The 21,248-nt window shown below is 67.6% G+C and carries 19 protein-coding genes and 1 tRNA gene; 10 read left to right on the forward strand and 10 right to left on the reverse strand.

Features of this window, described 5'->3' with window-relative positions:
* Positions 1 to 119: 119 nt before the first annotated feature.
* From BT264_RS30280 to BT264_RS30290, 3 genes are all read left to right on the forward strand, one after another.
* Positions 120 to 1,760 carry a gamma-glutamyltransferase family protein gene (locus BT264_RS30280; RefSeq protein WP_072443442.1) on the forward strand — a complete coding sequence of 547 codons (1,641 nt, stop codon included), beginning with the start codon at positions 120 to 122 and terminating at the stop codon, positions 1,758 to 1,760.
* Between the two features lie 312 nt (positions 1,761 to 2,072).
* Positions 2,073 to 2,900 carry a ferritin-like domain-containing protein gene (locus tag BT264_RS30285; protein ID WP_034178954.1) on the forward strand — a complete coding sequence of 276 codons (828 nt, stop codon included), beginning with the start codon at positions 2,073 to 2,075 and terminating at the stop codon, positions 2,898 to 2,900.
* Positions 2,901 to 2,976: 76 nt separating this feature from the next.
* Entirely contained in the window at positions 2,977 to 3,483 is a 507-nt protein-coding gene (locus BT264_RS30290; protein ID WP_072443440.1) for a hypothetical protein, read from the forward strand.
* Here the strand turns inward: BT264_RS30290 and BT264_RS30295 are convergent.
* From BT264_RS30295 to BT264_RS30305, 3 genes are all read right to left on the reverse strand, one after another.
* The gene (locus BT264_RS30295) at positions 3,477 to 4,922 is read right to left on the reverse strand and encodes a DEAD/DEAH box helicase (RefSeq protein WP_072443438.1); all 1,446 of its coding nucleotides are present in this window, start codon (positions 4,920 to 4,922) and stop codon (positions 3,477 to 3,479) included. The two genes, BT264_RS30290 and BT264_RS30295, sit on opposite strands and share 7 nt — an antisense overlap.
* Positions 4,923 to 5,050: 128 nt before the next feature.
* Positions 5,051 to 6,349, reverse strand: coding sequence for a c-type cytochrome (locus BT264_RS30300; RefSeq protein ID WP_034178951.1), 1,299 nt, complete (start codon positions 6,347 to 6,349; stop codon positions 5,051 to 5,053).
* Between the two features lie 19 nt (positions 6,350 to 6,368).
* Positions 6,369 to 7,133: a c-type cytochrome gene (locus tag BT264_RS30305; protein WP_072443436.1), complete on the reverse strand. Its 765-nt coding sequence runs from the start codon at positions 7,131 to 7,133 to the stop codon at positions 6,369 to 6,371.
* A 378-nt stretch (positions 7,134 to 7,511) separates the two neighbouring features.
* Between BT264_RS30305 and BT264_RS30310 the strand changes: the two genes are divergently transcribed.
* Positions 7,512 to 8,444 (forward strand): CopD family protein, encoded by a 933-nt coding sequence (locus BT264_RS30310; RefSeq protein WP_072443434.1) that lies wholly within the window; start codon positions 7,512 to 7,514, stop codon positions 8,442 to 8,444.
* A 156-nt stretch (positions 8,445 to 8,600) separates the two neighbouring features.
* On the opposite strand, the gene dgoD is transcribed toward BT264_RS30310, so the two are convergent.
* Positions 8,601 to 9,749 (reverse strand): galactonate dehydratase, encoded by a 1,149-nt coding sequence (gene dgoD / locus BT264_RS30315; protein WP_072443519.1) that lies wholly within the window; start codon positions 9,747 to 9,749, stop codon positions 8,601 to 8,603.
* A gap of 155 nt (positions 9,750 to 9,904) precedes the next feature.
* Here dgoD and BT264_RS30320 point away from each other — a divergent pair, with 155 nt between their 5' ends.
* Positions 9,905 to 10,588: a FadR/GntR family transcriptional regulator gene (locus BT264_RS30320; protein ID WP_072443432.1), complete on the forward strand. Its 684-nt coding sequence runs from the start codon at positions 9,905 to 9,907 to the stop codon at positions 10,586 to 10,588.
* Between the two features lie 27 nt (positions 10,589 to 10,615).
* Here the strand turns inward: BT264_RS30320 and BT264_RS30325 are convergent, their stop codons facing one another.
* Positions 10,616 to 10,864, reverse strand: coding sequence for a DUF1272 domain-containing protein (locus BT264_RS30325; RefSeq protein ID WP_072443430.1), 249 nt, complete (start codon positions 10,862 to 10,864; stop codon positions 10,616 to 10,618).
* A gap of 152 nt (positions 10,865 to 11,016) precedes the next feature.
* Here BT264_RS30325 and BT264_RS30330 point away from each other — a divergent pair, with 152 nt between their 5' ends.
* Complete coding sequence (locus BT264_RS30330; RefSeq protein ID WP_072443428.1) at positions 11,017 to 11,364, forward strand: GFA family protein; 348 nt, start codon at positions 11,017 to 11,019, stop codon at positions 11,362 to 11,364.
* A gap of 34 nt (positions 11,365 to 11,398) precedes the next feature.
* On the opposite strand, the gene BT264_RS30335 is transcribed toward BT264_RS30330, so the two are convergent.
* Positions 11,399 to 14,506, reverse strand: a complete 3,108-nt coding sequence (locus tag BT264_RS30335; protein WP_072443426.1) for a transglycosylase domain-containing protein — start codon at positions 14,504 to 14,506, stop codon at positions 11,399 to 11,401.
* A gap of 422 nt (positions 14,507 to 14,928) precedes the next feature.
* Between BT264_RS30335 and BT264_RS30340 the strand changes: the two genes are divergently transcribed.
* Both BT264_RS30340 and BT264_RS30345 read left to right on the forward strand, forming a co-directional pair.
* Entirely contained in the window at positions 14,929 to 15,333 is a 405-nt protein-coding gene (locus tag BT264_RS30340; protein WP_072443518.1) for an MAPEG family protein, read from the forward strand.
* 233 nt (positions 15,334 to 15,566) lie between these two features.
* The gene (locus BT264_RS30345; RefSeq protein WP_034179418.1) at positions 15,567 to 15,851 is read left to right on the forward strand and encodes a PAAR domain-containing protein; all 285 of its coding nucleotides are present in this window, start codon (positions 15,567 to 15,569) and stop codon (positions 15,849 to 15,851) included.
* A gap of 36 nt (positions 15,852 to 15,887) precedes the next feature.
* On the opposite strand, the gene BT264_RS30350 is transcribed toward BT264_RS30345, so the two are convergent.
* Positions 15,888 to 16,199, reverse strand: a complete 312-nt coding sequence (locus BT264_RS30350) for a cupin domain-containing protein (protein ID WP_072443423.1) — start codon at positions 16,197 to 16,199, stop codon at positions 15,888 to 15,890.
* Between the two features lie 59 nt (positions 16,200 to 16,258).
* The gene (locus tag BT264_RS30355; protein ID WP_072443421.1) at positions 16,259 to 16,942 is read right to left on the reverse strand and encodes a DJ-1/PfpI family protein; all 684 of its coding nucleotides are present in this window, start codon (positions 16,940 to 16,942) and stop codon (positions 16,259 to 16,261) included.
* Between the two features lie 117 nt (positions 16,943 to 17,059).
* On the opposite strand from BT264_RS30355, the gene BT264_RS30360 reads away from it, so the two are divergent.
* A complete protein-coding gene (locus BT264_RS30360; RefSeq protein ID WP_072443419.1) occupies positions 17,060 to 18,031 on the forward strand; it encodes a GlxA family transcriptional regulator in 972 nt (323 codons plus the stop codon).
* A gap of 174 nt (positions 18,032 to 18,205) precedes the next feature.
* Positions 18,206 to 19,180 carry a LysR family transcriptional regulator gene (locus BT264_RS30365; protein WP_072443417.1) on the forward strand — a complete coding sequence of 325 codons (975 nt, stop codon included), beginning with the start codon at positions 18,206 to 18,208 and terminating at the stop codon, positions 19,178 to 19,180.
* A gap of 171 nt (positions 19,181 to 19,351) precedes the next feature.
* On the opposite strand, the gene BT264_RS30370 is transcribed toward BT264_RS30365, so the two are convergent.
* Positions 19,352 to 19,428, reverse strand: a tRNA-Met gene (locus tag BT264_RS30370).
* A 148-nt stretch (positions 19,429 to 19,576) separates the two neighbouring features.
* The gene (locus tag BT264_RS30375) at positions 19,577 to 21,235 is read right to left on the reverse strand and encodes an MFS transporter (RefSeq protein WP_072443415.1); all 1,659 of its coding nucleotides are present in this window, start codon (positions 21,233 to 21,235) and stop codon (positions 19,577 to 19,579) included.
* Positions 21,236 to 21,248 lie beyond the last annotated feature (13 nt).

Below are 21,248 nucleotides of genomic sequence, written 5' to 3' on the forward strand. Positions count from 1 at the left end.
ATGGATTCATGTGACAAATGAATTTGTGCGATTGCGCTGATCGCGTTGCAATGGCGGACTGCCCGCGCACGCGGGTACGCGTTCAGCGCGTTCATTCAGCTTTCGACGAGGTGGCACCGATGACTGGCTTCAACTGGCACAACCCGTATCCGACGACCCGCATCCCGGTATTCGCGCGCAACGTCGTGTCGACGTCGCATCCGCTCGCCGCGCAGGCCGGGCTGCGGATGCTGTGGAAAGGCGGCAACGCGGTCGACGCGGCGCTGGCCGCCGCGGCCGCGATTACCGTCGTCGAGCCCGTGTCCTGCGGGCTCGGCGGCGACGCGTTCGCGCTCGTGTGGGACGGCGAGCGGCTGTCCGGGCTGAACGCGTCGGGCGTCGCGCCGGCCGCGTGGAACGTCGACTATTTCCGCAAGCGCCACGGCGAGGATGCGCACGGCATCGCGAACAAGCCGATGCGCGGCTGGGATACCGTCACCGTGCCGGGCGTGATCGCGGGCTGGGAGGCGCTGCACGCGAAGTTCGGCTCGCTGCCGTTCGCGGACCTGCTCGAGCCGGCGATCGAGATCGCGGAGCGCGGTTATGCGGTGCCGCCGATCGTCGCGCACAAGTGGGCGGCGGCGGTGCCCGCGCTGCAGGGCCTGCCGGGCTTCGCGGAGACCTTCATGCCGCGCGGCCGTGCGCCGCTCGTCGGCGAACGCGTGTGCCTGCCAGGCCATGCGCAGACGCTGCGCACGCTCGCGAAGGACGGTGCCCGTGCGTTCTATGAAGGCGCGCTCGCCGGGCGCATCGCCGCGTTCGCCCGCGAAGGCGGCGGCGCGCTGACCGAAGCCGACCTGCGCGCATACCGGCCGGAGTGGGTCGAGCCGATCGGCAAGCGCTTCGGCCGTCACACGATTCACGAGATCCCGCCGAACGGGCAGGGCATTGCCGCGCTGATCGCGCTCGGGATCGCCGAGCATGCGGGCGTGACCGATTGGCCGCTCGATTCGGTCGACTCGCAGCACCTGCAGATCGAGGCGATGAAGCTCGCATTCGCGGACGTCTATCGCTACGTGGCCGATCCGCGCGCGATGGAAGTCACGCCCGAGCAGATGCTCGACGATGCGTATCTCGCCGAACGCGCGAAGCAGATCGATCCCGCGCGCGCGACGCACTTCGGCGCCGGCCGGCCGCATTCGGGCGGCACGATCTACCTGTCGGCCGCCGACGAGCGCGGGATGATGGTGAGCTTTATCCAGTCGAACTACATGGGCTTCGGCTCGGGGCTCGTGGTGCCGGGCACCGGCATTGCGCTGCAGAATCGCGGGCACGGCTTCTCGATGGATCCGGCTTCGCCGAACGTCGTCGCGGGCGGCAAGCGGCCGTTCCACACGATCATCCCGGCGTTCGTGACCGAGCAGGTCGACGGCCGCACCGAGGCCGTGATGAGCTTCGGCGTGATGGGCGGCGACATGCAGCCGCAAGGCCATCTGCAGACCATCGTGCGGATGCTCGGCCATGGGCAGCAGCCGCAGGCCGCATGCGATGCGCCGCGCTGGAAGGTCAACCGCGACTTCACGCTCGACGTCGAATCGACGATGAATCGCGCGACGGTCGACGCACTGGCCGCACGCGGCCATACGATCAAGTCGATCGACGATCCTTACATGGATTTCGGTTCGGGGCAGTTCATCTGGCGTCTCGATCGCGACGATCGCGAGCGCGGCTACGTGGCTGCGAGCGACAGCCGGCGCGACGGTCTGGCGGCCGGCTTCTGACGGTTCGCCTCAATTTCATGCGCTCGACGGGCGGCCGAACGGCCGCCCGTTTCGTTTGATGCGACCGTACTGCTGAACGGCTGCAAGCAGTTCGAAGGACTCGTCTAACGAACGGCAACAGACGCCGTGGAACTGCGCCTGTCCGGTATGGTCAGTGCTCTGGAGCACGAACGTCAAAGTCCGGCTAAGATGCCAGGATGGTTCGGCCGGACCAATTCACTAGAAACGCAAGTAATACGCCGCCTGCGGGACGGTCGGCGCCTGTGCCACGGCATGGGCCGGCCCCCGCGCGACGACTGGGAGCGCACCACCATGGACACTAAAACGACGCATGTCATGCCGTGGCGAATCGAGGACATCGACCTGAACCGGATCGACCGTCAGCGTGCCGCCGCGAACGAGGATCTGCTGCTGCTGCTGTGCGCGTCGTCGTTCATCGAAAGCGGCTCGGATCTCTACACGAGCAATCTGAGCGAATTCTTCAACGACGATCCTGAAGTATCCGAGTGGCTCAACAATGCATGGGAGCACGAAGAGTTGCAGCACGGCCGCGCGCTGAAGGCGTACATCGCGCACGTGTGGCCCGAGTTCGACTGGGATACCGCCTTCGCGAATTTCTTCGCCGAGTATTCGAAGACCTGCAAGGTCGAGGCATTCGAGAAGACCCGCGCGCTCGAGATGGTCGCTCGCTGCGTCGTCGAGACGGGCACGGCCACGCTCTATCGTGCGATCAACGAATGCTCGGACGAGCCCGTGCTGAAGGAAATCACCGACAACATCCGCACGGACGAAGTGCGTCACTACAAGCACTTCTTCAAATTCTTCAAGAAGTACAACAAGCTCGAAGGCAATGGCCGGCTCGCGGTGCTCGGCGCGCTGGCGCGTCGCGTGATGGAAATCAAGAACGAGGATTCCGAGATCGCGCTGCGCCACGTGTTCGCGGTTCGTTATCCGGATCGCGTCGGCGACAGCCAGTACAACCGCGAGCGCGCCGCGCGCATCAGTACGCTCGTGCGGCGCAACCTGTCGGCCGACATGTGCGTGAAGATGCTGCTCAAGCCGCTCGACCTGCCCGCGAGGATCCAGCCGGGCGTCCATTATCCGCTCACGAAGATCACGCGGCACGTATTCCTGCGCTGATCGCCGCGGCCCGGCCCGGCTGGCGTATGCTGCCGCATCGTCATCCGATCTTGATCCGCACCGGGGCCACGCCATCATGACCGATACCCATCGCCACGCGCTCGAACAATGGACGTTCGACGCGTGGCCGCCGGCCGTCGTATCGCTGTTCGACGGCACCGCGCTCGAGCGTCATGCCGATATCGCCGCGTCGCTGATCGTCGCGACCGACGACGGCCAGTTGCGCACGACGCTGCTCGGCGTCGGCGAGATCTATGCGCACGATGCGCGCACGCTGCTGCTGGCGCTATGGCCGCAATCGCGTGCGGCGCGCGCGCTCGCGCAACGGCGCGCGGCCGCGTTGACGCTCGTCGCGGACGGCGCATTCTTTCAGGCGCAATTGAGGATCGAGCCGCTCGAAGGCGACTTCGGCGGACTGGCCGGATTCGCTGCGACGATCGCGCACGGCGATGCGCAGCGGGTCGGTTATGCGCGTCTCGCGACAGGCGTCACGTTCACGCTGGAAGGGGAGCGCGCCGCGGTGCTCGCGCGCTGGCAACGCCAGGTCGAGCACCTGCGGCGCGCGGCCGCGCGGCTTCAGTGACCGCGCTGGCCGCTGCGCGACGAACGGTTGCGGTTCGGGTGCGCAGCGTTGCCGCTCGCGGGGCGCGCGCTGTTGCCGCCGCCCGCCGGGCGTCCGCCGCTGCCGCCGGCGCCGCCTTGCGTGCGCGGCTTCGCGGCCTTCTGCTGCGATGCCTTCGGTTGCGCGTTGCCGTCGCGCTTCGCGGCCGGCTGGCCTGAGCCGCCTGCGCGCGGCTGGCGATTGCCGCCGCCACCACCACCACCGCTGCGAGGTTGCTGCTGCCCGCGGCGCTGCTGGATCGGCTCCGGCTTCGCGTTCGGATCGGGTTCGAAGCCCGCGATCACTTCCTGCGGAATCTCGCGCTTGATCAGCCGCTCGATGTCGCGCAGCAGTTGCTTCTCGTCGACGCACACGAGCGACACGGCTTCACCGGTCGCGCCCGCGCGGCCCGTGCGGCCGATCCGGTGCACGTAATCCTCGGGCACGTTCGGCAGGTCGAAGTTGACGACGTGCGGCAACTGGTCGATGTCGATCCCGCGCGCGGCGATATCGGTCGCGACGAGCACCTGCAGCGTGCTGTTCTTGAACTCGGCAAGCGCGCGCGTGCGGGCCGATTGGCTCTTGTTGCCGTGGATCGCCATCGCGCTGATGCCGTCCTTCGTCAACTGTTCGGCGAGCCGGTTCGCGCCATGCTTGGTGCGCGTGAACACGAGCACCTGGAACCAGTTGTGTTCGCGGATCAGGTGCGTGAGCAGCTCGCGCTTGCGGTCGCGGTCGACCGGGTGGATCTTCTGCGCGACGCTCTCGGCGGTCGTGTTGCGGCGCGCGACCTCGATCAGCGCGGGCGAGTCGAGCAGGCTGTCGGCGAGCGCCTTGATCTCGTCGGAGAAGGTCGCCGAGAACAGCAGGTTCTGGCGCTGCGGCGGCAGCTTCGCAAGCACGCGCTTGATGTCGTGGATGAAGCCCATGTCGAGCATCCGGTCGGCTTCGTCGAGCACGAGGATGTCGAGATCCGACAGGTCGATCGTCTTCTGCTGCATGTGGTCGAGCAGGCGCCCCGGCGTCGCGACGACGATGTCGACGCCGCGCTTGAGCGCATCGATCTGCGGATTGATGCTGACGCCGCCGAACATCACGGTCGAGCGCAGCTTCAGGTACTTGCTGTAGGCACGGACGCTTTCCTCGACCTGCGCGGCGAGTTCGCGCGTCGGCGTGAGGATCAGCGCGCGCACCGCGCGCTTCGCGCCGCGATGCTCGGCGTAGAACGTGTGCAGGCGCTGCAGGATCGGCAGCGTGAAGCCGGCGGTCTTGCCGGTGCCTGTTTGTGCGCCGGCGAGCAGGTCGCCGCCGCCGAGCACGGCGGGGATCGCCTGCTGCTGGATCGGAGTCGGCGACGTGTAGCCGAGCTCGTTGACCGCCTTGACAAGCGGTTCGGCCAGGCCGAGAGATTCGAAAGACATAGATACCACTCTTGAGTTTTATGATCGGCGACACCTCGCGCGGCCCGCGCGGGGACTGGCGTCGCAAAAAGCAAAGGGGCGCGGCTGCGGTTTTCCCGCAGCCGCGCCCCGTTTGCGTCACGCGTTATTTAGTCAAGCGGCGCGGAACGCAGGTCGCTCACCTGTTGCGGCGAGATCGGCGTACCGTTGTTGCCCCACGACATCCGGATATACGTTACAACGGCTGCGACTTCCTGGTTCGACAGCGACTGCGCGAACGGCGGCATGCCGTACGGACGCGGATTCTTGAACGTGCTCGGCGGATAGCCACCGTTCAGCACCATGCGGATCGGGTTGACCGCCGATTCCATCATGATCGAGTGGTTGCCCGCGAGCGGCGGATATGCCGGCGGCTTGCCCGCGCCGGTTTCGGCGTGGCAGGTCGCGCAGTTGTCGGCGTAGATCTTCTTGCCCTGGTCGAACAGCGCATTGCCGAACTGCTTCGACGGCTCGTACTGCATGTTCTTCGGCGCTTCAGCCTTCTGCGGGATCGACTTCAGGTACGTCGACATCGCGCGCGTATCTTCGTCGGTCATGTACTGCAGGCTGTTGTGGACCACGTCCGCCATCGGGCCGAACACCGCACCCTTCTGCGACACGCCGGCCTGCAGCAGGTCGGACAGCTCCTGCACGTGCCAGTCGCCGAGGCCGAGTTCCTTGTCGTTCGTCAGCGACGGCGCATACCAGTTCTGCAGCGGGATCAGGCCGCCTGCGAACGCCGACGAGCTCACCGGGCCGCCCATCATGTTGATCGACGTGTGGCACATCGAGCAGTGGCCGAGGCCTTCGACGAGGTAGGCGCCGCGGTTCCATTCGACCGACTTCGTCGGATCCGGCTTGTACTCGCCTTCCTTGAAGAACAGCGTGCGCCAGCCGATCAGCAGGTTGCGGTTGTTGAACGGGAACTTCAGTTCGTGCGGACGGCTCGGCACCGACACCGGCGGGACCGAACGCAGGTACGCGTAGATCGCGTCCGAATCCGAGCGCGTGACCTTCGTATAGCTCGCGAACGGGAAGCCCGGGTAGAGCAGGCTGCCGTCCTTCGAGCGACCCGTGTGCATCGCGCGGTAGAAGTCGTCCGACGTCCACTTGCCGATGCCGTCCTTGTCGTCCGGCGTGATGTTCGGCGTGTACATCGTGCCGAACGGCGTCGCCATCGGCAGGCCGCCCGCGAACGACTTGCCGCCGCGCACGGTGTGGCACGCGATACAGTCGCCGACGCGCGCGAGGTATTCGCCCTTCTTGATCAGCGCGGCCTGGTCGGCCGGCGTGGCCGCGACGGCGGCAGCGCCGTGCAGCGTGTCGTTGCCCGGCCACAGGACCGGCACGAGGGCGGCAGCCGCGACGATCGCGACAGCCGAGAGTGCAAACAGGGACTTGCGTTTCATTGTGTCTGTCTCCCTTGCCTTATTGCGGTTCGCTGCCGCAGGCGAGCGGAGTCTTCATCGAGCGCGCCGGGGCCGGCACGGGGTTGGCGGGCGCCGGTTGCGCGGCGAGCCACGCGGTCACGGCCGTCACGTCTTCGTCGGAAAGCTTCGCTGCGATGTCGTGCATGCAGTCCGGTGCCTTTGCGTGGCGGTTGCCCGAGCGCCATGCGCCGAGCTGTGCGCTCAGGTAATCGGCGTGCAGGCCGACGAGGCCGGGGATCGCCGGCTGCATGCCGGTCAGCCCTGCGCCGTGGCAGGCCACGCAGGCCGGCAGCTTGCGGGACGGGTCGCCCTGCGTGACGAGCTGCTTGCCGCGCGCGAGCGTCGCGGCCGGCAGCGTCGGCTTCGCCGGCGTCGGGTACGGCGGACGTTCGGCCGAGAAGTGCTCGGCGATTTCGCGCAGGTAGTCGTCGTTCAGGTACGTCAGCAGATAGTTCATCGGCGGGTACTTGCGCCGGCCGTCACGGAAGTTGACGAGCTGGTTGTACAGGTACTCGGCCGGCTTGCCGGCAAGACGCGGGAAGTAGTCGTTGTCCGTACCCTGGCCGTGGACGCCGTGGCATGCGGTACAGCCGCGCACGCGCTCGGCCATCGTATCGGGTGCCTTGAGCGGCGCCTGCTGGGCGTGCGCTTGCTCCGTGGGCTTGGTCTGCGCTTGGGCAGCGCTCATAAGGCCCGCTCCGCCGATCAACAGAACGGCGAGCAGCGGACGGAAGAGGCGTCTTGAAGACACACGAGACTCCATGATTATTCGTCGGGGACCTTGTCCGGGCTACGATCGGCTCGGCGCATGGACGGCAGGACAGCCGGGCTGCTGCGACGCGGCATTCTATCATCGATGGGTAATGACGGCTATTTGGCAAAAGGACAGCGGTTCCTGTCTGTTTACGACTTGCGACAATTTGACGCGTATTGCACAGCGGCGAAGTGAACCGGCGTGCGCTTTCGCCATCGAAGACCGTACACTCGCGGGTCGCGCGGCGCCGCCTCCGCCGCAGGTCCAGTCATTTCTCCCGTTTCCGGATTCATCGATGACGTTTTCTACCGTGCCGTTGCCTCGTTCCCGTTGTCTGTCCCGTTGCCGCCGCGCCGCCGGCCGGCCGTTTGCGGGAGGGTGCGCGCAATGAAGTTCGACAGCTTGTGGATCGGGCAGGTCGCGCTCGCGGCGCTAATGGACGCCGCGTTCGCGATGGCGGTCGGCTCGGCGCTGCTCAAGGCCTGGCTCGGCAAGGACGGCGCGCGGCCGGTCGTCTCGCCTTCGCATCCCGCGTGGTTGCGCGCACAACATTCCCTGGTCGCGGCGGCGCTGGCGCTCGTGCTCGCGGATCTCGGCTGGCTGGTCTACGAGGCCGCGACGATGAGCGGCGCGGGGCTCGGCGGCGCGTTGGCCGCGATTCCCGTCGTGCTGATGCAGACGCACGCGGGCTTCGCGTGGAGCGTCGCGTTCGCCGGCGCGGTGGTGCTCGCGATCGTCGCGCTGGCGAAACCGGAGGGCCCGGGCGCGCACGCGGTGCTGTGGCTCGCGGTGATCGTGGTCGCGGCCGGCAAGGCATCGCTCGGCCATGCGGCCGATACGGGCGCGTTGTCCGCGGCGGTCGGCGTGCAGACGCTGCACCTGCTCGCGACGGCCGTGTGGGGCGGCCTCGTGCTCGCGGGCGGGCTCGCGGTGCTGCCGGCGCTCGGTTCGTCGGTCGCACGCGGCGCGCTGATCCGCATCGGCCAGCAACTGTCGCGTACGTCGATCATCGCGGTCGTATTCTTGCTCGCGACGGGCGTGCTCAATGCGCTGCGCGGGCTCGGCGGATCGCTCGCGCCGCTCGACGGCAGCACGTGGGGGCGCGTGTTGCTGCTGAAGCTGCTGCTCGTCGCGCTCGCGCTCGTGCTCGGCGGCCTGAACCGCTTCTCGGCGCTGCCGCGGCTGCGCCGCACCGCGTCGACCGAGGATGCGCACACGTTCCGCAACATCCTGCATCTCGAAGGGATGACGATGATCGGCGTGTTCGTCGCGGCCGCCGTGCTGTCGTTCAGCGTGCCGGGGTTCGCGGCGCTCGGTTGACGGCAGGCTCCGCATGGCGCGAAGCAAGGTCGCCGGCGCGTGCGCGGCACGTGCCGTTCGTCGCGCCGCGCATGCAAAAAATCGGCCGCCTGTCGGGCGGCCGTTCCGAAGTCGATGCGTACCGCGCGGGCCGCAGCCGCGCGATACGCAGCGTGCTCACCACTCGGCGACGCTGCCGTCCGCGTGGCGCCACACCGGGTTGCGCCAGCGGTGGCCCGTCTTCGCCATCTCGCGCACCTTCTCCTCGTTGACGTCGATGCCGAGCCCCGGGCCCTGCGGGATCGCGACGAAGCCGTCCTCGTAGCGGAACACCTCGGGATTGCGCAGGTAGTCGAGCAGGTCGTTGCCCTGGTTGTAGTGGATGCCGAGGCTTTGTTCCTGGATGAATGCGTTGTAGCTGACCGCATCGAGTTGCAGGCATGCGGCGAGCGCGATCGGGCCGAGCGGGCAGTGCAGCGCGAGCGCGACGTCGTAGCTCTCCGCGAGCGTCGCGATCTTGCGGCACTCGGTGATGCCGCCCGCGTGCGACGCGTCGGGCTGGATGATGTCCACGTAGCCGCCCGCGAGGATGTGCTTGAAGTCCCAGCGCGAGTACAGCCGTTCGCCGAGTGCGATCGGCGTGTTGGTCTGGTTGACGATGTCGCGCAGCGCCTCGGCGTTCTCCGACAGCACGGGTTCCTCGATGAACATCAGCTTGTACGGGTCGAGCTCCTTCGCGAGCACCTTCGCCATCGGCTTGTGCACGCGGCCGTGGAAGTCGACGCCGATCCCGACGTGCGGGCCGACCGCGTCGCGCACGGCCGCGACGTTCGCGATCACCTGCTCGACCTTGTCGTAGGTGTCGACGATCTGCAGCTCCTCGGAGCCGTTCATCTTCACGGCCTTGAAGCCGCGCTCGACGACCGCGCGCGCATTGTTCGCGACGTCGCTCGGCCGGTCGCCGCCGATCCACGAATACACCTTGATGCGATCGCGCACCTGGCCGCCGAGCAGCGCGTGCACCGGCACGCCGTGATGCTTGCCCTTGATGTCCCACAGCGCCTGGTCGACGCCCGCGATCGCGCTCATCATGATCGGGCCGCCGCGGTAGAAGCCCGCGCGGTACATCACCTGCCAGTGATCCTCGATCAGCAGCGGGTCGCGGCCGACGAGGTAGTCGGCCAGTTCCTGCACCGCGGCCTCGACCGTGTGCGCGCGGCCCTCGACGATCGGCTCGCCCCAGCCGACGATGCCCTCGTCGGTTTCGATCTTGAGGAACAGCCAGCGCGGCGGGACGACGAAAGTTTCGAGGCGGGTGATTTTCACGATGCGAGTCTCCATGGTTGACCGGCGCGGGCGCACGGGCGCGGCGCGCGGTCGCGTGCTTTCAGGATTATCCTAGCGTAGCCGGATAAAAAATAGTATTAATAGCATTATTGTGCAGATAGTGGGCAGCCGGCACGCGGGCCCAACGGAGAACGATCATTCAACACGACCTGCATGGACAGACGGCTTTCCGGCTTGCGACGGCGATCCTGCGCGGCGACTATCCGCCCGAATCGCTGCTGCCGAGGGAGCCCGACCTGATGGAGATGTACGGCGTGAGCCGCACGGTGATGCGGGAGGCGCTGCGCACACTGACGTCGAAGGGGCTGGTCGAATCGCGGCCGAAGGTCGGCACGCGCGTGCGGCCGCGCCACGCATGGAACCTGCTCGACGCCGACCTGCTCGACTGGTACGCGCGCGTTGCGCCGCCGCTCGCGTTCGCGCTGAAGCTGCAGGAGATGCGCGAGATGATCGAGCCGTACGCGGCCGCGCTTGCCGCGCGCGCGCATACGCCGGAAGCGTTCGACGCGATCGACGACGCGGCGCGCGCGATGGCCGCCGCGCGCAACGTCGACGAATGGGTGCGCGCCGACCTGCGCTTTCACCTGAGCGTGCTCGCGGCCGGCGGCAACGAATTGCTGATGCCGCTCGGCGCGCTGATCGACCGCACGCTCGAGGCGCAACTGCATCTGAATGCGCGTCGCGCGGACGTGTACAACGCGTCGCTTGCCGAGCATACGGCCGTCAGCGATGCGATTCGCATGCGCGACGAGGACGGCGCGCGCCGCGCGATGGCGGCGCTGCTCGCGGTGACGCGCGCGCGGATCGAGATGTCGTGACGGAACGGGGCGGGCGGGGCGGCGCCGTCAGGCGGCGTTTGCGCAGCCGCCCGGCTTGTGGATGCGTTCCGTCGACGCAGGATACTTCGCGAGCAGGCTCGCCGGCCGCCGCGGGCGCACGACCAGGTCGCCGCCGCAGTTCGGGCAGCGGCCTTTCAGCACGTCGTCGGCGCAGGTCGCGCAGAACGTGCACTCAAACGTGCAGATGCGCGCCTCCGCCGAATCGGGCGGCAGGTCCTTGTCGCAGCATTCGCAGCCGGGGCGCAGTTCGAGCATGATGGTTTTCCTTGGTTGGGGAGGGTCAGGACGGGCGCCGCCGGACATTGCGCGCGGCGCATGTGCGCGCTACTGTACCCGCTTGAATCGGCCTGGCCAACGGCGTCCGTCCGGGCGCCGCCGACGCGCACCGGCCGCACCGGGAGACGACCATGCTTTATCGCGGAAGCTGTCACTGTGGAGACGTGAAGTTCGAAGCGGAAGGCGACCTGCAGGGCGTGATGGCGTGCAACTGCTCGATCTGCCAGCGCAAGGGCGCGCTGATGTGGTTCGTGCCGCGCGACCACATGAAGCTCCTCACGCCCGACGAGAATCTCGCGACCTACCTGTTCAACAAGCACGTGATCAGGCATCGCTTCTGCAAGCGCTGCGGGATGCATCCGTTCGCCGAGGGCGTTCATCCGAACGGCACCGCGATGGCCGCGATCAACGTGCGCTGCCTCGAGGATATCGACCTCGACGCGCTGCCCGTCACGCACTACGACGGCCGCTCGCACTGAGCGGCGTGCCATCGCGTGAACTTACGTGCCGCGGTCAGGAAGGTTGCGCCGACGCGGCGCCCGGCGCGGGCATTTCCGCCTGCGGCGCGGGCTCCGCGGCGTGCGTGCCGGTGGCGGCCGGACGTTCGATCAGCGGCGCGAGCGCCGGCGCCATCGATTTCAGCAACTGCACGGCCATCGCGCTCGTGAAGTCGTAGCGCGCCGCGTACGGTTCGTGCGCGGTTGCCGTCAGGACCCCGAAGAACCGGTCGCCGATCACGAACACGAACGTGCCGCTGCGGTTCACCTTGCGCGATTCGATCAGCCGCGCGCCGCGCGCGTAGACGTTGAAGCGCTGGTCGCCCGTCCCCGTCTTGCCGTATACCTCGAGCGTCTTGCCGTCGGGCAGCGTGAAGCCGCCCGCGAGGCGGCGCGCGGTGCCGCTGAGCACGACGTCGCGCAGCAGCGTGTGCGCCACGTTGACGATTTCCGGCGACAGCATCGGCTGCGGCTGCGCGGTCGCGCGCACGAAGCGCGTCTCGTACGGCGTGCCCTTCGCGAAGTCGAGCCGCGTGATCGTCTCGGTCGGCGCTTTCTGGCCGCCGTTCGCGATCAGGCCGATCAGTTTCGCGAGCGCGTCGGGCTGGTCGCCCGATGCGCCGATCGCGGCCGCGTACGACGGCGTGACTTCCGCGAACGGGTAGCCGAGCGCGCGCCACGACTTCGTGATCTCCGCGTACGCGCGCAGCTCGACCATGCGGCGGATGCGGCGGTCCTGGGTCGCGTGGTAGCGCGTCTTGTACAGCCACGAATACGTGTAGAAGCGCGCATCGCGGCTCTCGCGCTGGACCTCGCCGAGCGGCGCACTCGGGTGCGCGCGCAGGTAGTTGAGCGTCCACAGCGCGAGCGGGTGCACGCTCGCGATATAGCCGCGATCGTTGAGGTTGAACCGGTCGATCGCGTATTTCGCGTAGAGCGCGGCGAGATCGTCGTCGGACAGCGTCGCGGCCGGCGTGCCCTTCAGTTGCGCGCGCATCTGCGCATCGAACCACGCGAGCGATTCGTTCGGCGCGACGCTGCGCAGCACCGTCGCGATCTTCGGCGGCGACTTGCGCACGTCCTTCAGCATCAGCGCGAGTGCGTCGTCGGGTGCCTTGCCCGCATAGCGCGTGTAGTAGCGCTTCACGTAGACCTGGCTTTCGCCGTCGACGAACTGCTGCAGGTAATGCCGGCGCTGTTCGGGATCGCCGAGCCACGACGACGACGGGCCGGCCGCCTGCAGCGTCTCGTAGTGGACGATGTCGCGCATCAGCCGCACGAACACGAGGTTGACCGAATGCTCGAACGCAGTGTGCAGCGTCAGGATGCGGCCGTTGTCCGACTTCTCGAAGTTCGAGAACACCTGCGCGCCGCCGCCCGTGTAGAACACGTCGGGGCTCGCCGAGTACTTGCGTTCGACGGCCGCGTCGAGCATTGCCTGCAGCGAGCGGTCGCGCGTATGCGACAGATAGTCGAGCGCCCAGCGCGACAGCCCGTCGACCGGGTCGGGTTTCACGCGCGCAAGCTGCGCGTTCGACAGGTTCGCATAGCGCGCGTGCAGGTCGGAAACGATCTGCAGGTACGTGATCAGCGTGCGCAGTTTCGCGGTCGAGCCGAGGTTGATGCGGCCGCCGCGATTCACGTCGAACGGCTCGTTCACGCTGTCGGTCTGCACGCGCAGCATGTTCGCGCCGTTGCGGCGTTCGTACAGCGTGAAGCTGTACGTGAGATGCGACGGGTCGTCCTTCGGCGCGAGCATCTCGTAGCCATAGAGGCCGGCGGCCTGCGCGCCGTCGCGCGTCGATGCCTTCGCGAGCCGCTCGGCGACGGCTCGCTGCACGCCGTTGTCGAGCGTGCTGGTCGCCTCCAGGTCGAGCAGGTCGAGCTGGTACACGTCGCTGATGCCGAGTGCCGACAGCAGCGACGCACGCGCGGACGACACCGCCTTGCGCGACACGAACGACTGCACCTGCGCGGCGGCAGGCGGCGCGCTGCGTTCGATCTGCGCGGACAGCGCGGCATCGCGCAATGCAGGCGAGATCACGCCGCCGTTCGACAGCAGCCGCAGGTAGCTGTCGGTCAGCCGCTGCAGCGCCGGATAGCCTCGGTTGAGGAAGTACGACGGCGCGCGCTGCGCGATGATCAGCGACAGCACCTCGCGGAACGTCTTGCCCTGTTCGTCGTCGTTGTCGCCGGTCGTCGGCGCGGACAGGATCCGGTTCACGTCGTTGAAGTCGCGGCCGTACCAGGCGGCGAGACCGTCGCCGATGCCGGTGATTTCGCCGATATGCGGCCGCGCGGCGAGCGGCACCGAGTTCAGGTAGTGCACGACGATCGTGCGGCGCGCGAGCATCGTCTGCGGGCCGTTCAGATACGCGCGGACCGACGCCGACGCGATCTGCCGCAGCTTCTCGGGCGGCGTCGCGGTGCGGCCTTCCGGCGAATGGCGGAACTTCTCGATCTGGGTCGCGAGCGTGCTGCCGCCCGGGCGCGCCTGGTGACGGTTGACGACGTGCAGCGCCTGGTCGGCGAGCGCGCGGCTGAAGCGCCCCCAGTCGATCGCCGGGTTGCGGTTCGGTTCGTTCGCGTCGAGCAGGTAGCGATCCTCGATGAACAGCAGCGAATCGACGACCACGCGCGGCACCGTGTCGAAGTCGGCATAGACGCGCTGCGGGAATGCGGTCGCGAACAGCGGCGCGCCGGTCGAATCGAACAGCATCAGGCCTGTCTGGTCTTTTTCTTCGTAAGGGAGGAACAATCCGCGCTCGCCGAGCGACAGCATCCGTTGCGAATCGCGCGCCTGCTTGCCGACGACGAAGCCGCGCGCGAGCAGCCGCTCCTGGAACGACGGAATCATCGCGTAGCCGAGGCGCTGGTCGTAGGGGCCGTTCGCGGGGAAGCGGATGTGATCGCTCGGGCCCGTTTCGACCGTGTAGCCGACATCGCGGGTGAGCTCGGACAGATAGCGCGCCTGCAGCCGGGACGTTTCGATCTCGGTCTGCACGAGTCGCGCGACGATCGCGAGCGCGATCAGCAGCGCGGCCAGCAAGGACCATTTGACCCACGTCCAGACCGATGCGAGACCGGTCACGCGCGGCAGGATACGATTAAGCGGCCGATTCATGGCGGCGTCTCCCTAAGGGCGCAGGCTGTCTGGCCGCACCCCATTAAGGATTAGTGTAGTCCTCAACCGCGGGCTGCCAAGGGCGGTTCACTACCGAGATGCGCCGATGCAACGCGCATGCCTGTGACGCGCGGCGACCGGCGTTGCGATGCGACGGCGCACGCCGTCGCGGCGAAACGTTTGCGCGTGCCGTGCCTAAGCGTCCGCGCGACAACGGTTTCGGCGGGCAGGCCCGGGCGGCCGGGCAGGGGGCGCTGCACCGGTTTCGTGCGGTGCGGCATTGCGGCAAATCGGGCCGGATCCTGTTCGCGAAATCGCGGCCGGCGCATGGCGACGCTGCGGGTTTCCGCGATAGCCGTGCACGCCGGCAGGGCGTAGGATCGCCGGATCTGCGGCGCATTTCCGCTTTCGCCGGGACTCCCATGCCGATCCATCCCGTCGCGCTCGTTTGCACGGCCATCCTCGGGCTGCTGCTGTTCGGGCTCGGACTCGTCGTGTCCGTCACGCGCTTCCGGTGCACCACCGGATCCGGGTGTGCGCCCGATCCGACGAACGGGTTGCACAAGATCGTGCGCGCGCACGGCAACACGGCCGAATACGCGCCGTTTCTCGCGGTGCTGTTTCTCTATTTCGGCGCACACGATCCGTCGCGCGCGATCCTGTCGCTGATCGTCGCGGCGACCGCATGCCGCTGCCTGCTCGTGATCGGATTGCTCGCGTGGCCGACGATGGCCAGGCCGAATCCCGTGCGTTTCATCGGCGCGATCGGCACGTATCTGTGCGGCGCCGCGCTGTGCATCGCGCTGTTCGTCCGAGCGGCGGCGTGACGTATCGCCAGGTCGCGGCAGGACTCGACTGCCTCCTGTCCAAGTGCACCGATGCGTATCTGACCGCCGTCTGCCGGTGCCCGTCCGGCACTGACTCGACGGGGCGGGCGACGGCGGCCGCCGCGAGCGGTGATATCCTCGCGGGACGCCCGCAATCGACGGGCGGTGTCCGATTGCCCGTGCGCGGCCTCGCCGCCGCGCGGCGCGGCGTTTCCGAGGGAAGAACCGACATCATGAGCCGCAAATTCATTCTGAAGGGCGACACGACCGACCACGGCGGCGTGGTGCTCGAAGGGATCGCCAATTCGTCGTTCGACGGACGCGAACTCGCCTATCTCGGCGCGCCCGTGTTCTGCGCCGCGTGCAAGACGACGGGCGTGATCGTGTCGGACGGCGGCGAGCGGACGATGACCGTGATGGGCAAGGTCGTCGCGCTCGAACACGACCTGTGCCAGTGCGTGTGCACGCCGCAACCGAAACTGATCCCGTCGCAGGGCACGGGGACGATCTCGGGGTAAAACCCGCCGCGCGGCACGGCGCACGGCGGCCCGCCGTCAGACGCTGCCTTCCGTCTCGATCACGAGGATGCGCGCTTCGCCGAGCGGATGCGCGACGTGCTCGGTGCCGACCGTCGCGTGGAAGACGTCGCCGGGTTCGAGCACCGTCGCGTGCTCGATGCCTGCTACGCGGTAGCGCATCTCGACGCGGCCGTCGAGCACCGCGAACACTTCGTCGCCATCGTTCACATGCCATCGATACGGCTGGTCGGTCCTGTGCAGGCGGACCGTGATGCCGTTCAGGTTCGCGATGTCGAGCGCGCCCCACGGGCGGTCCGCGGTGAATGCCGCGCTGCGGATGATGTTCATCGATATGTTCTCCGGCGCGAATGCGCGTCGTCTTCCGGTCAATTCCCCGGCATCCGCATTCAGCGCGACATCGCGCGCAGCGCCTGCTCGATTGTCTGCTTGCGTTTGGCAAAGCTGGCCGCCGAACGTTCGGTGACGCGCTTCACGACCGATGCCGGCGCGGTGTCGGGCGAGCCGGCGTCGAACGGCGGCGCAGGCGCGTATTCGAGCTGAAGCTGGATCGCCTGCGCCTCTTCGTCGCCGGCCAGCTCCGCGGCGATCGTCAGCGCGAAGTCGATGCCGGCCGTCACGCCGCCGCCGGTGATCAGGTTGCCGTCGCGCACGACACGCTCGCGCACGGGCACCGCGCCCAGCGGTTCGAGCAGCGCGTGGAACGCCCAGTGCGTCGTCGCACGCCGACCGCGCAGCAGGCCGGCCACGCCGAGCAGCAGCGCGCCCGTGCAGACCGACGTCACGTAGCGCGCGGTGGCCGCGCGCTGCTGCACGAACGCGATCGTTTCGGCGTCGAGCAGCAGGTCGTTGATCCCGATGCCGCCCGGCACGCAGATCACGTCGAGCGGCGGGCAGTCGTCGAACGTGCAGGTCGGCGCGAGCGCGAGGCCGCTGCTCGACGCGACGGCGTCGCGCGACTTCCAGACCAGGTGGACGGCCGCGTCGGGCAGCGACGCGAGCACGTCGTGCGGGCCGGTGAGATCGAGTTGCTGAACGCCGGGAAACACGAGAAGGCCGATATGCAGGGTCATGCGAAGACTCCGGGTGGAAGAGGAGCGCGCCGTTGCCGGCACACGATGGACAGATCGATTCTAGGCGCGTAGTGTTTGGCGAAATTGCCATATCGCCCACGTTTTCAGCCAATCGCCATGCCTGCCGCCCCGCGCTCGATCCTGGTCCTTGCGTTTCCCCGCGCACAATTGCTCGACGTGTCGGGGCCGCTGCAGGTGTTCGCGTCCGTCAACGAACTTGCGCTGGAGCGTGGGCAGCCGGCGCCGTATGCGCCGCGTGTCGTCGCGGCCGACGCCGGGCCCGTCGAGACGTCGTCGGGCCTCGTCGTGATGGCCGAGTCGCTGCGCTCGGCCGCGCGCCGTCCCGATACGGTGATCGTCGCGGGCGGCAAGGGCGTGCACGCGGCATCGCAGGATGCCCGGCTGGTGCGCTGGGTGCGGCAGCAGGCGGAGCGTGCGCGGCGCGTTGCGTCGGTCTGCACCGGCGCGTTCCTGCTCGCCGAGGCCGGCCTGCTCGACGGGCGGCGTGCGGTCACGCACTGGGCGCGCTGCGACGAATTCGCGGCGCGCTACCCGAACGTGCGCGTCGAAGCCGATCCGATCTTCATCCGCGAGGGCGCGCTATGGACGTCGGCCGGCGTGACGGCCGGCATCGATCTCGCGCTCGCGCTGGTCGAGGAGGATCTCGGCCGCGCGACCGCGCTCGATGCCGCGCGCGAACTCGTCGTGTTCCTGAAGCGTCCGGGCGGACAGGCGCAGTTCAGCGCGATGCTGTCGATGCAGCGCACCGACGACCGGTTCGGCGAACTGCATGCATGGATGGCCGAGCACCTGGCGGCCGACCTGTCGGTACCCGCGCTGGCCGAGCGCGTGCGCATGAGCGAGCGCAGCTTCGTGCGCCACTATCGCGCGGGAACCGGCCGTACGCCCGCGCGCGCGGTCGAGCAGATCCGCGTCGAGGCCGCGCAGCGCCTGCTCGGCGAAACGACATGGCCCGTCAAGCGGATCGCCGCGCGGTGCGGATTCGGTTCGGAGGAGACGTTGCGGCGCAGCTTCGTGCGTGTGCTGGGCGTGTCGCCGCAGGCGTATCGGGAGCGGTTCGTGCGGTAACGCGCGGCGCGCGATCGGGGCCGGAGAGGTTGTTGTGTGGAACTGAACGAAAACCGATCATTTTCCAGTGCGAAATGCCGAGACTATTCAGGGCTGGAGAACAATAGGTGGGGGCTTGTGCCGTGCCCGCCGCGCGCTCTATTCTGTCCCGTTGGCGATTCGAAGGGGGGCAGCATGGACCGAATCCAGGCAATGGAAGTTTTTACCCGTGTGGTCGATGCGAACAGCTTTACGCGCGCGGCCGACACGCTCGCGATGCCGCGCGCGTCGGTGACGACCATCATCCAGAATCTCGAGGCGCTGCTCGGCGTGCGCCTGATGCACCGGACGACGCGCCGGCTGTCGTTGACGCCGGAAGGTGCCGCGTACTACGAGCATTGCATGAAGATCATCGCGGAGATCGCGGAAGCCGACGCGAGCTTCCAGACCGGCAACCGCAAGCCGAGCGGCGTGCTGCGCGTCCATATGCCGAGTTCGCTCGGGCGGCGCATCGTGCTGCCGTCGCTGTCGATTTTCCGGCAGCGCTATCCGGACATCACGCTCGAGCTGGGGCTTTCCGACCGCTACGTGGATCCGGTCGAGGAGGGCATCGACTGCATGATCCGGGTCGGGCCGCTCGAGGATTCGTCGATGGTCGCGCGACGGATCGGGATGCTGAAGCGCGTGACCTGTGCATCGCCCGATTACGTCGCGCGTCACGGCGAGCCGCACGAGATTGCCGATCTCGCCGAACATCATGCGGTGAATTTCCGTTCGAGCCACGGCGCGCGTGCGATTCCGTGGGTGTTCATGATCGACGGCAAGCCGGTCGAGGTGCGGATGAGCGGGGAGGTCACGGTCAACGATTCGGATGCCTACGTGACGTGCGGGCTCGAAGGGTTCGGGATGATCCAGCCGACGCTGTTCATGGTGCTGCCGAACCTGCTCGACGGATCGCTGGTCGAGGTGCTGCCGGACTGCAATCCGAAGCCGAAGCCGATTTCGATCGTCTATCCGCACAACCGGCATTTGTCGCAGAAGGTGCGCGTGTTCGCCGACTGGATCGCGGAGGTGTTCGAGTCGACGCCGGCGCTGGAAGGTGGGGAGAACTGGCGCGGGAAGGTGCGCGGGCAGTTGCCGGAGGAGCGGCGCGGGACGGTGGCGGCGTAACGAGCCGGGACGCGGCGGTTTCGGCCGTTGTGTCCGCAAAGCGGGGGCCGTTGGTGCGCCAGGGCACGTGAAATGCCGCATGCCGGCGGGGGCGGCGCGAGAGGATCGCGAATCGGACGACGCCAAATGAAAAAGCCGCTGTTCCTTGCGGAACAGCGGCTTTTTTACAACTGGTGGCGAATCAGGGACTCGAACCCCGGACCTGCGGATTATGATTCCGTCGCTCTAACCGACTGAGCTAATTCGCCGAAGAAATGAATTATGGAGATCGGCCGTCAGGCTGTCAACACCTTTTTTCATCTTCCGTGAAAAAAGTTGCCGATGATCCGTACCGGCCTCGTCGCAGGGCGGTTGCCGGTCACCGGAACGCGCCCGGCAACCGCCCATGCCTCGACATCAATCCTGCGCGTAGATGTTCGAGTCCTTCGTCTCCTTGACGAACAGCAGGCCGATCACGAACGTGGCCAGCGCGATCACGATCGGATACCAGAGCCCCGAATAGATGTTGCCCTTCGCCGCGACGATCGCGAATGCGGTTGCCGGCAGGAAGCCGCCGAACCAGCCGTTGCCGATGTGATACGGCAGCGACATCGACGTATAGCGGATCCGCGTCGGGAACATCTCGACCAGCATCGCGGCGATCGGCCCGTAGACCATCGTCACGTAGATCACGAGGATCGTCAGGATCACGATCGTCATCGGCCAGTTGAGCTGCGCCGGGTCGGCCTTCGCCGGGTAGCCGGCCCCCTTCAGCGTCGATGCGAGCGTCTTGTCGAACGCCGCGCCCTGTGCCTTCGCGTCGGCCGCCTTGCCGTCATACGCCGGGATCACCGTATCGCCGACCTTGATTTCGGCCATCGTGCCGGCCGGTGCCGCGACGTTCTCGTAGTTCAGGCCGGCCTTCGCGAGCGCGCTCTTCGCGATGTCGCACGAGTTCGTGAACTTCGACGTGCCCACCGGGTTGAACTGGAACGAGCAGGTGGCCGGATCGGCGACGACGGTGATCGGTGCCTTCTGCGTGGCGATCTCGAGCTGCGGGTTCGCGTAGTGCGTGAGCGCCTTGAACAGCGGGAAGTAGGTCAGCGCCGCGATCAGGCAGCCCGCGAGGATGATCGGCTTGCGGCCGATCTTGTCCGACAGCGACCCGAAGAACAGGAAGAACGGCGTGCCGATCAGGAGTGCGATCGCGATCAGGATGTTCGCGCTTGCACCGTCGACCTTCAGCGTCTGCGTGAGGAAGAACAGCGCGTAGAACTGGCCCGTGTACCACACGACGGCCTGGCCGGCCGTCAGGCCGACGAGCGCGAGGATCACGATCTTCAGGTTCTTCCACTGGCCGAACGCTTCGGTCAGCGGCGCCTTCGACGTCTTGCCTTCCGACTTGATGCGCAGGAACACCGGCGATTCGTTCAGCTGCAGCCGGATCCACACCGACACCGCGAGCAGCGCGATCGATGCGACGAACGGCACGCGCCAGCCCCAGTTGCCGAACGCTTCCTCGCCGATGAACGTGCGCACGCCGAGGATCACGAGCAGCGACAGGAACAGGCCGAGCGTCGCGGTCGTCTGGATCCACGCGGTGTAGAAGCCGCGCCGGTTCGCCGGCGCATGCTCGGCGACGTAGGTCGCCGCACCGCCGTACTCGCCGCCGAGCGCGAGGCCCTGCAGAAGCCGCATCGCGATGAAGATCACCGGCGCGGCGATGCCGATCGTCGTATAGCCGGGCAGGAAGCCGACCACGAACGTCGAGAGGCCCATGATCACGATCGTCACGAGGAACGTGTGCTTGCGTCCGACCATGTCGCCGAGCCGGCCGAACACGATCGCGCCGAACGGCCGCACCGCGAAGCCGGCCGCAAAGCCGAGCAGCGTGAAGATGAACGCGGCGGTCGGATTGACGCCGGAGAAGAAGCTCTTGCTGATGTAGGCCGCGAGTGAGCCGGCCAGGTAAAAGTCGTACCACTCGAACACGGTCCCGAGCGACGACGCGAAGATCACCTTTTTCTCTTCGCCCGTCATCGGCGCGTGCGAAATTTGCCCGCCTAACGTTGCCATGAATCGTCTCCAA

It is taken from the genome of Burkholderia sp. NFPP32, assembly GCF_900119325.1.
Classification (GTDB): domain Bacteria; phylum Pseudomonadota; class Gammaproteobacteria; order Burkholderiales; family Burkholderiaceae; genus Burkholderia; species Burkholderia pyrrocinia_C.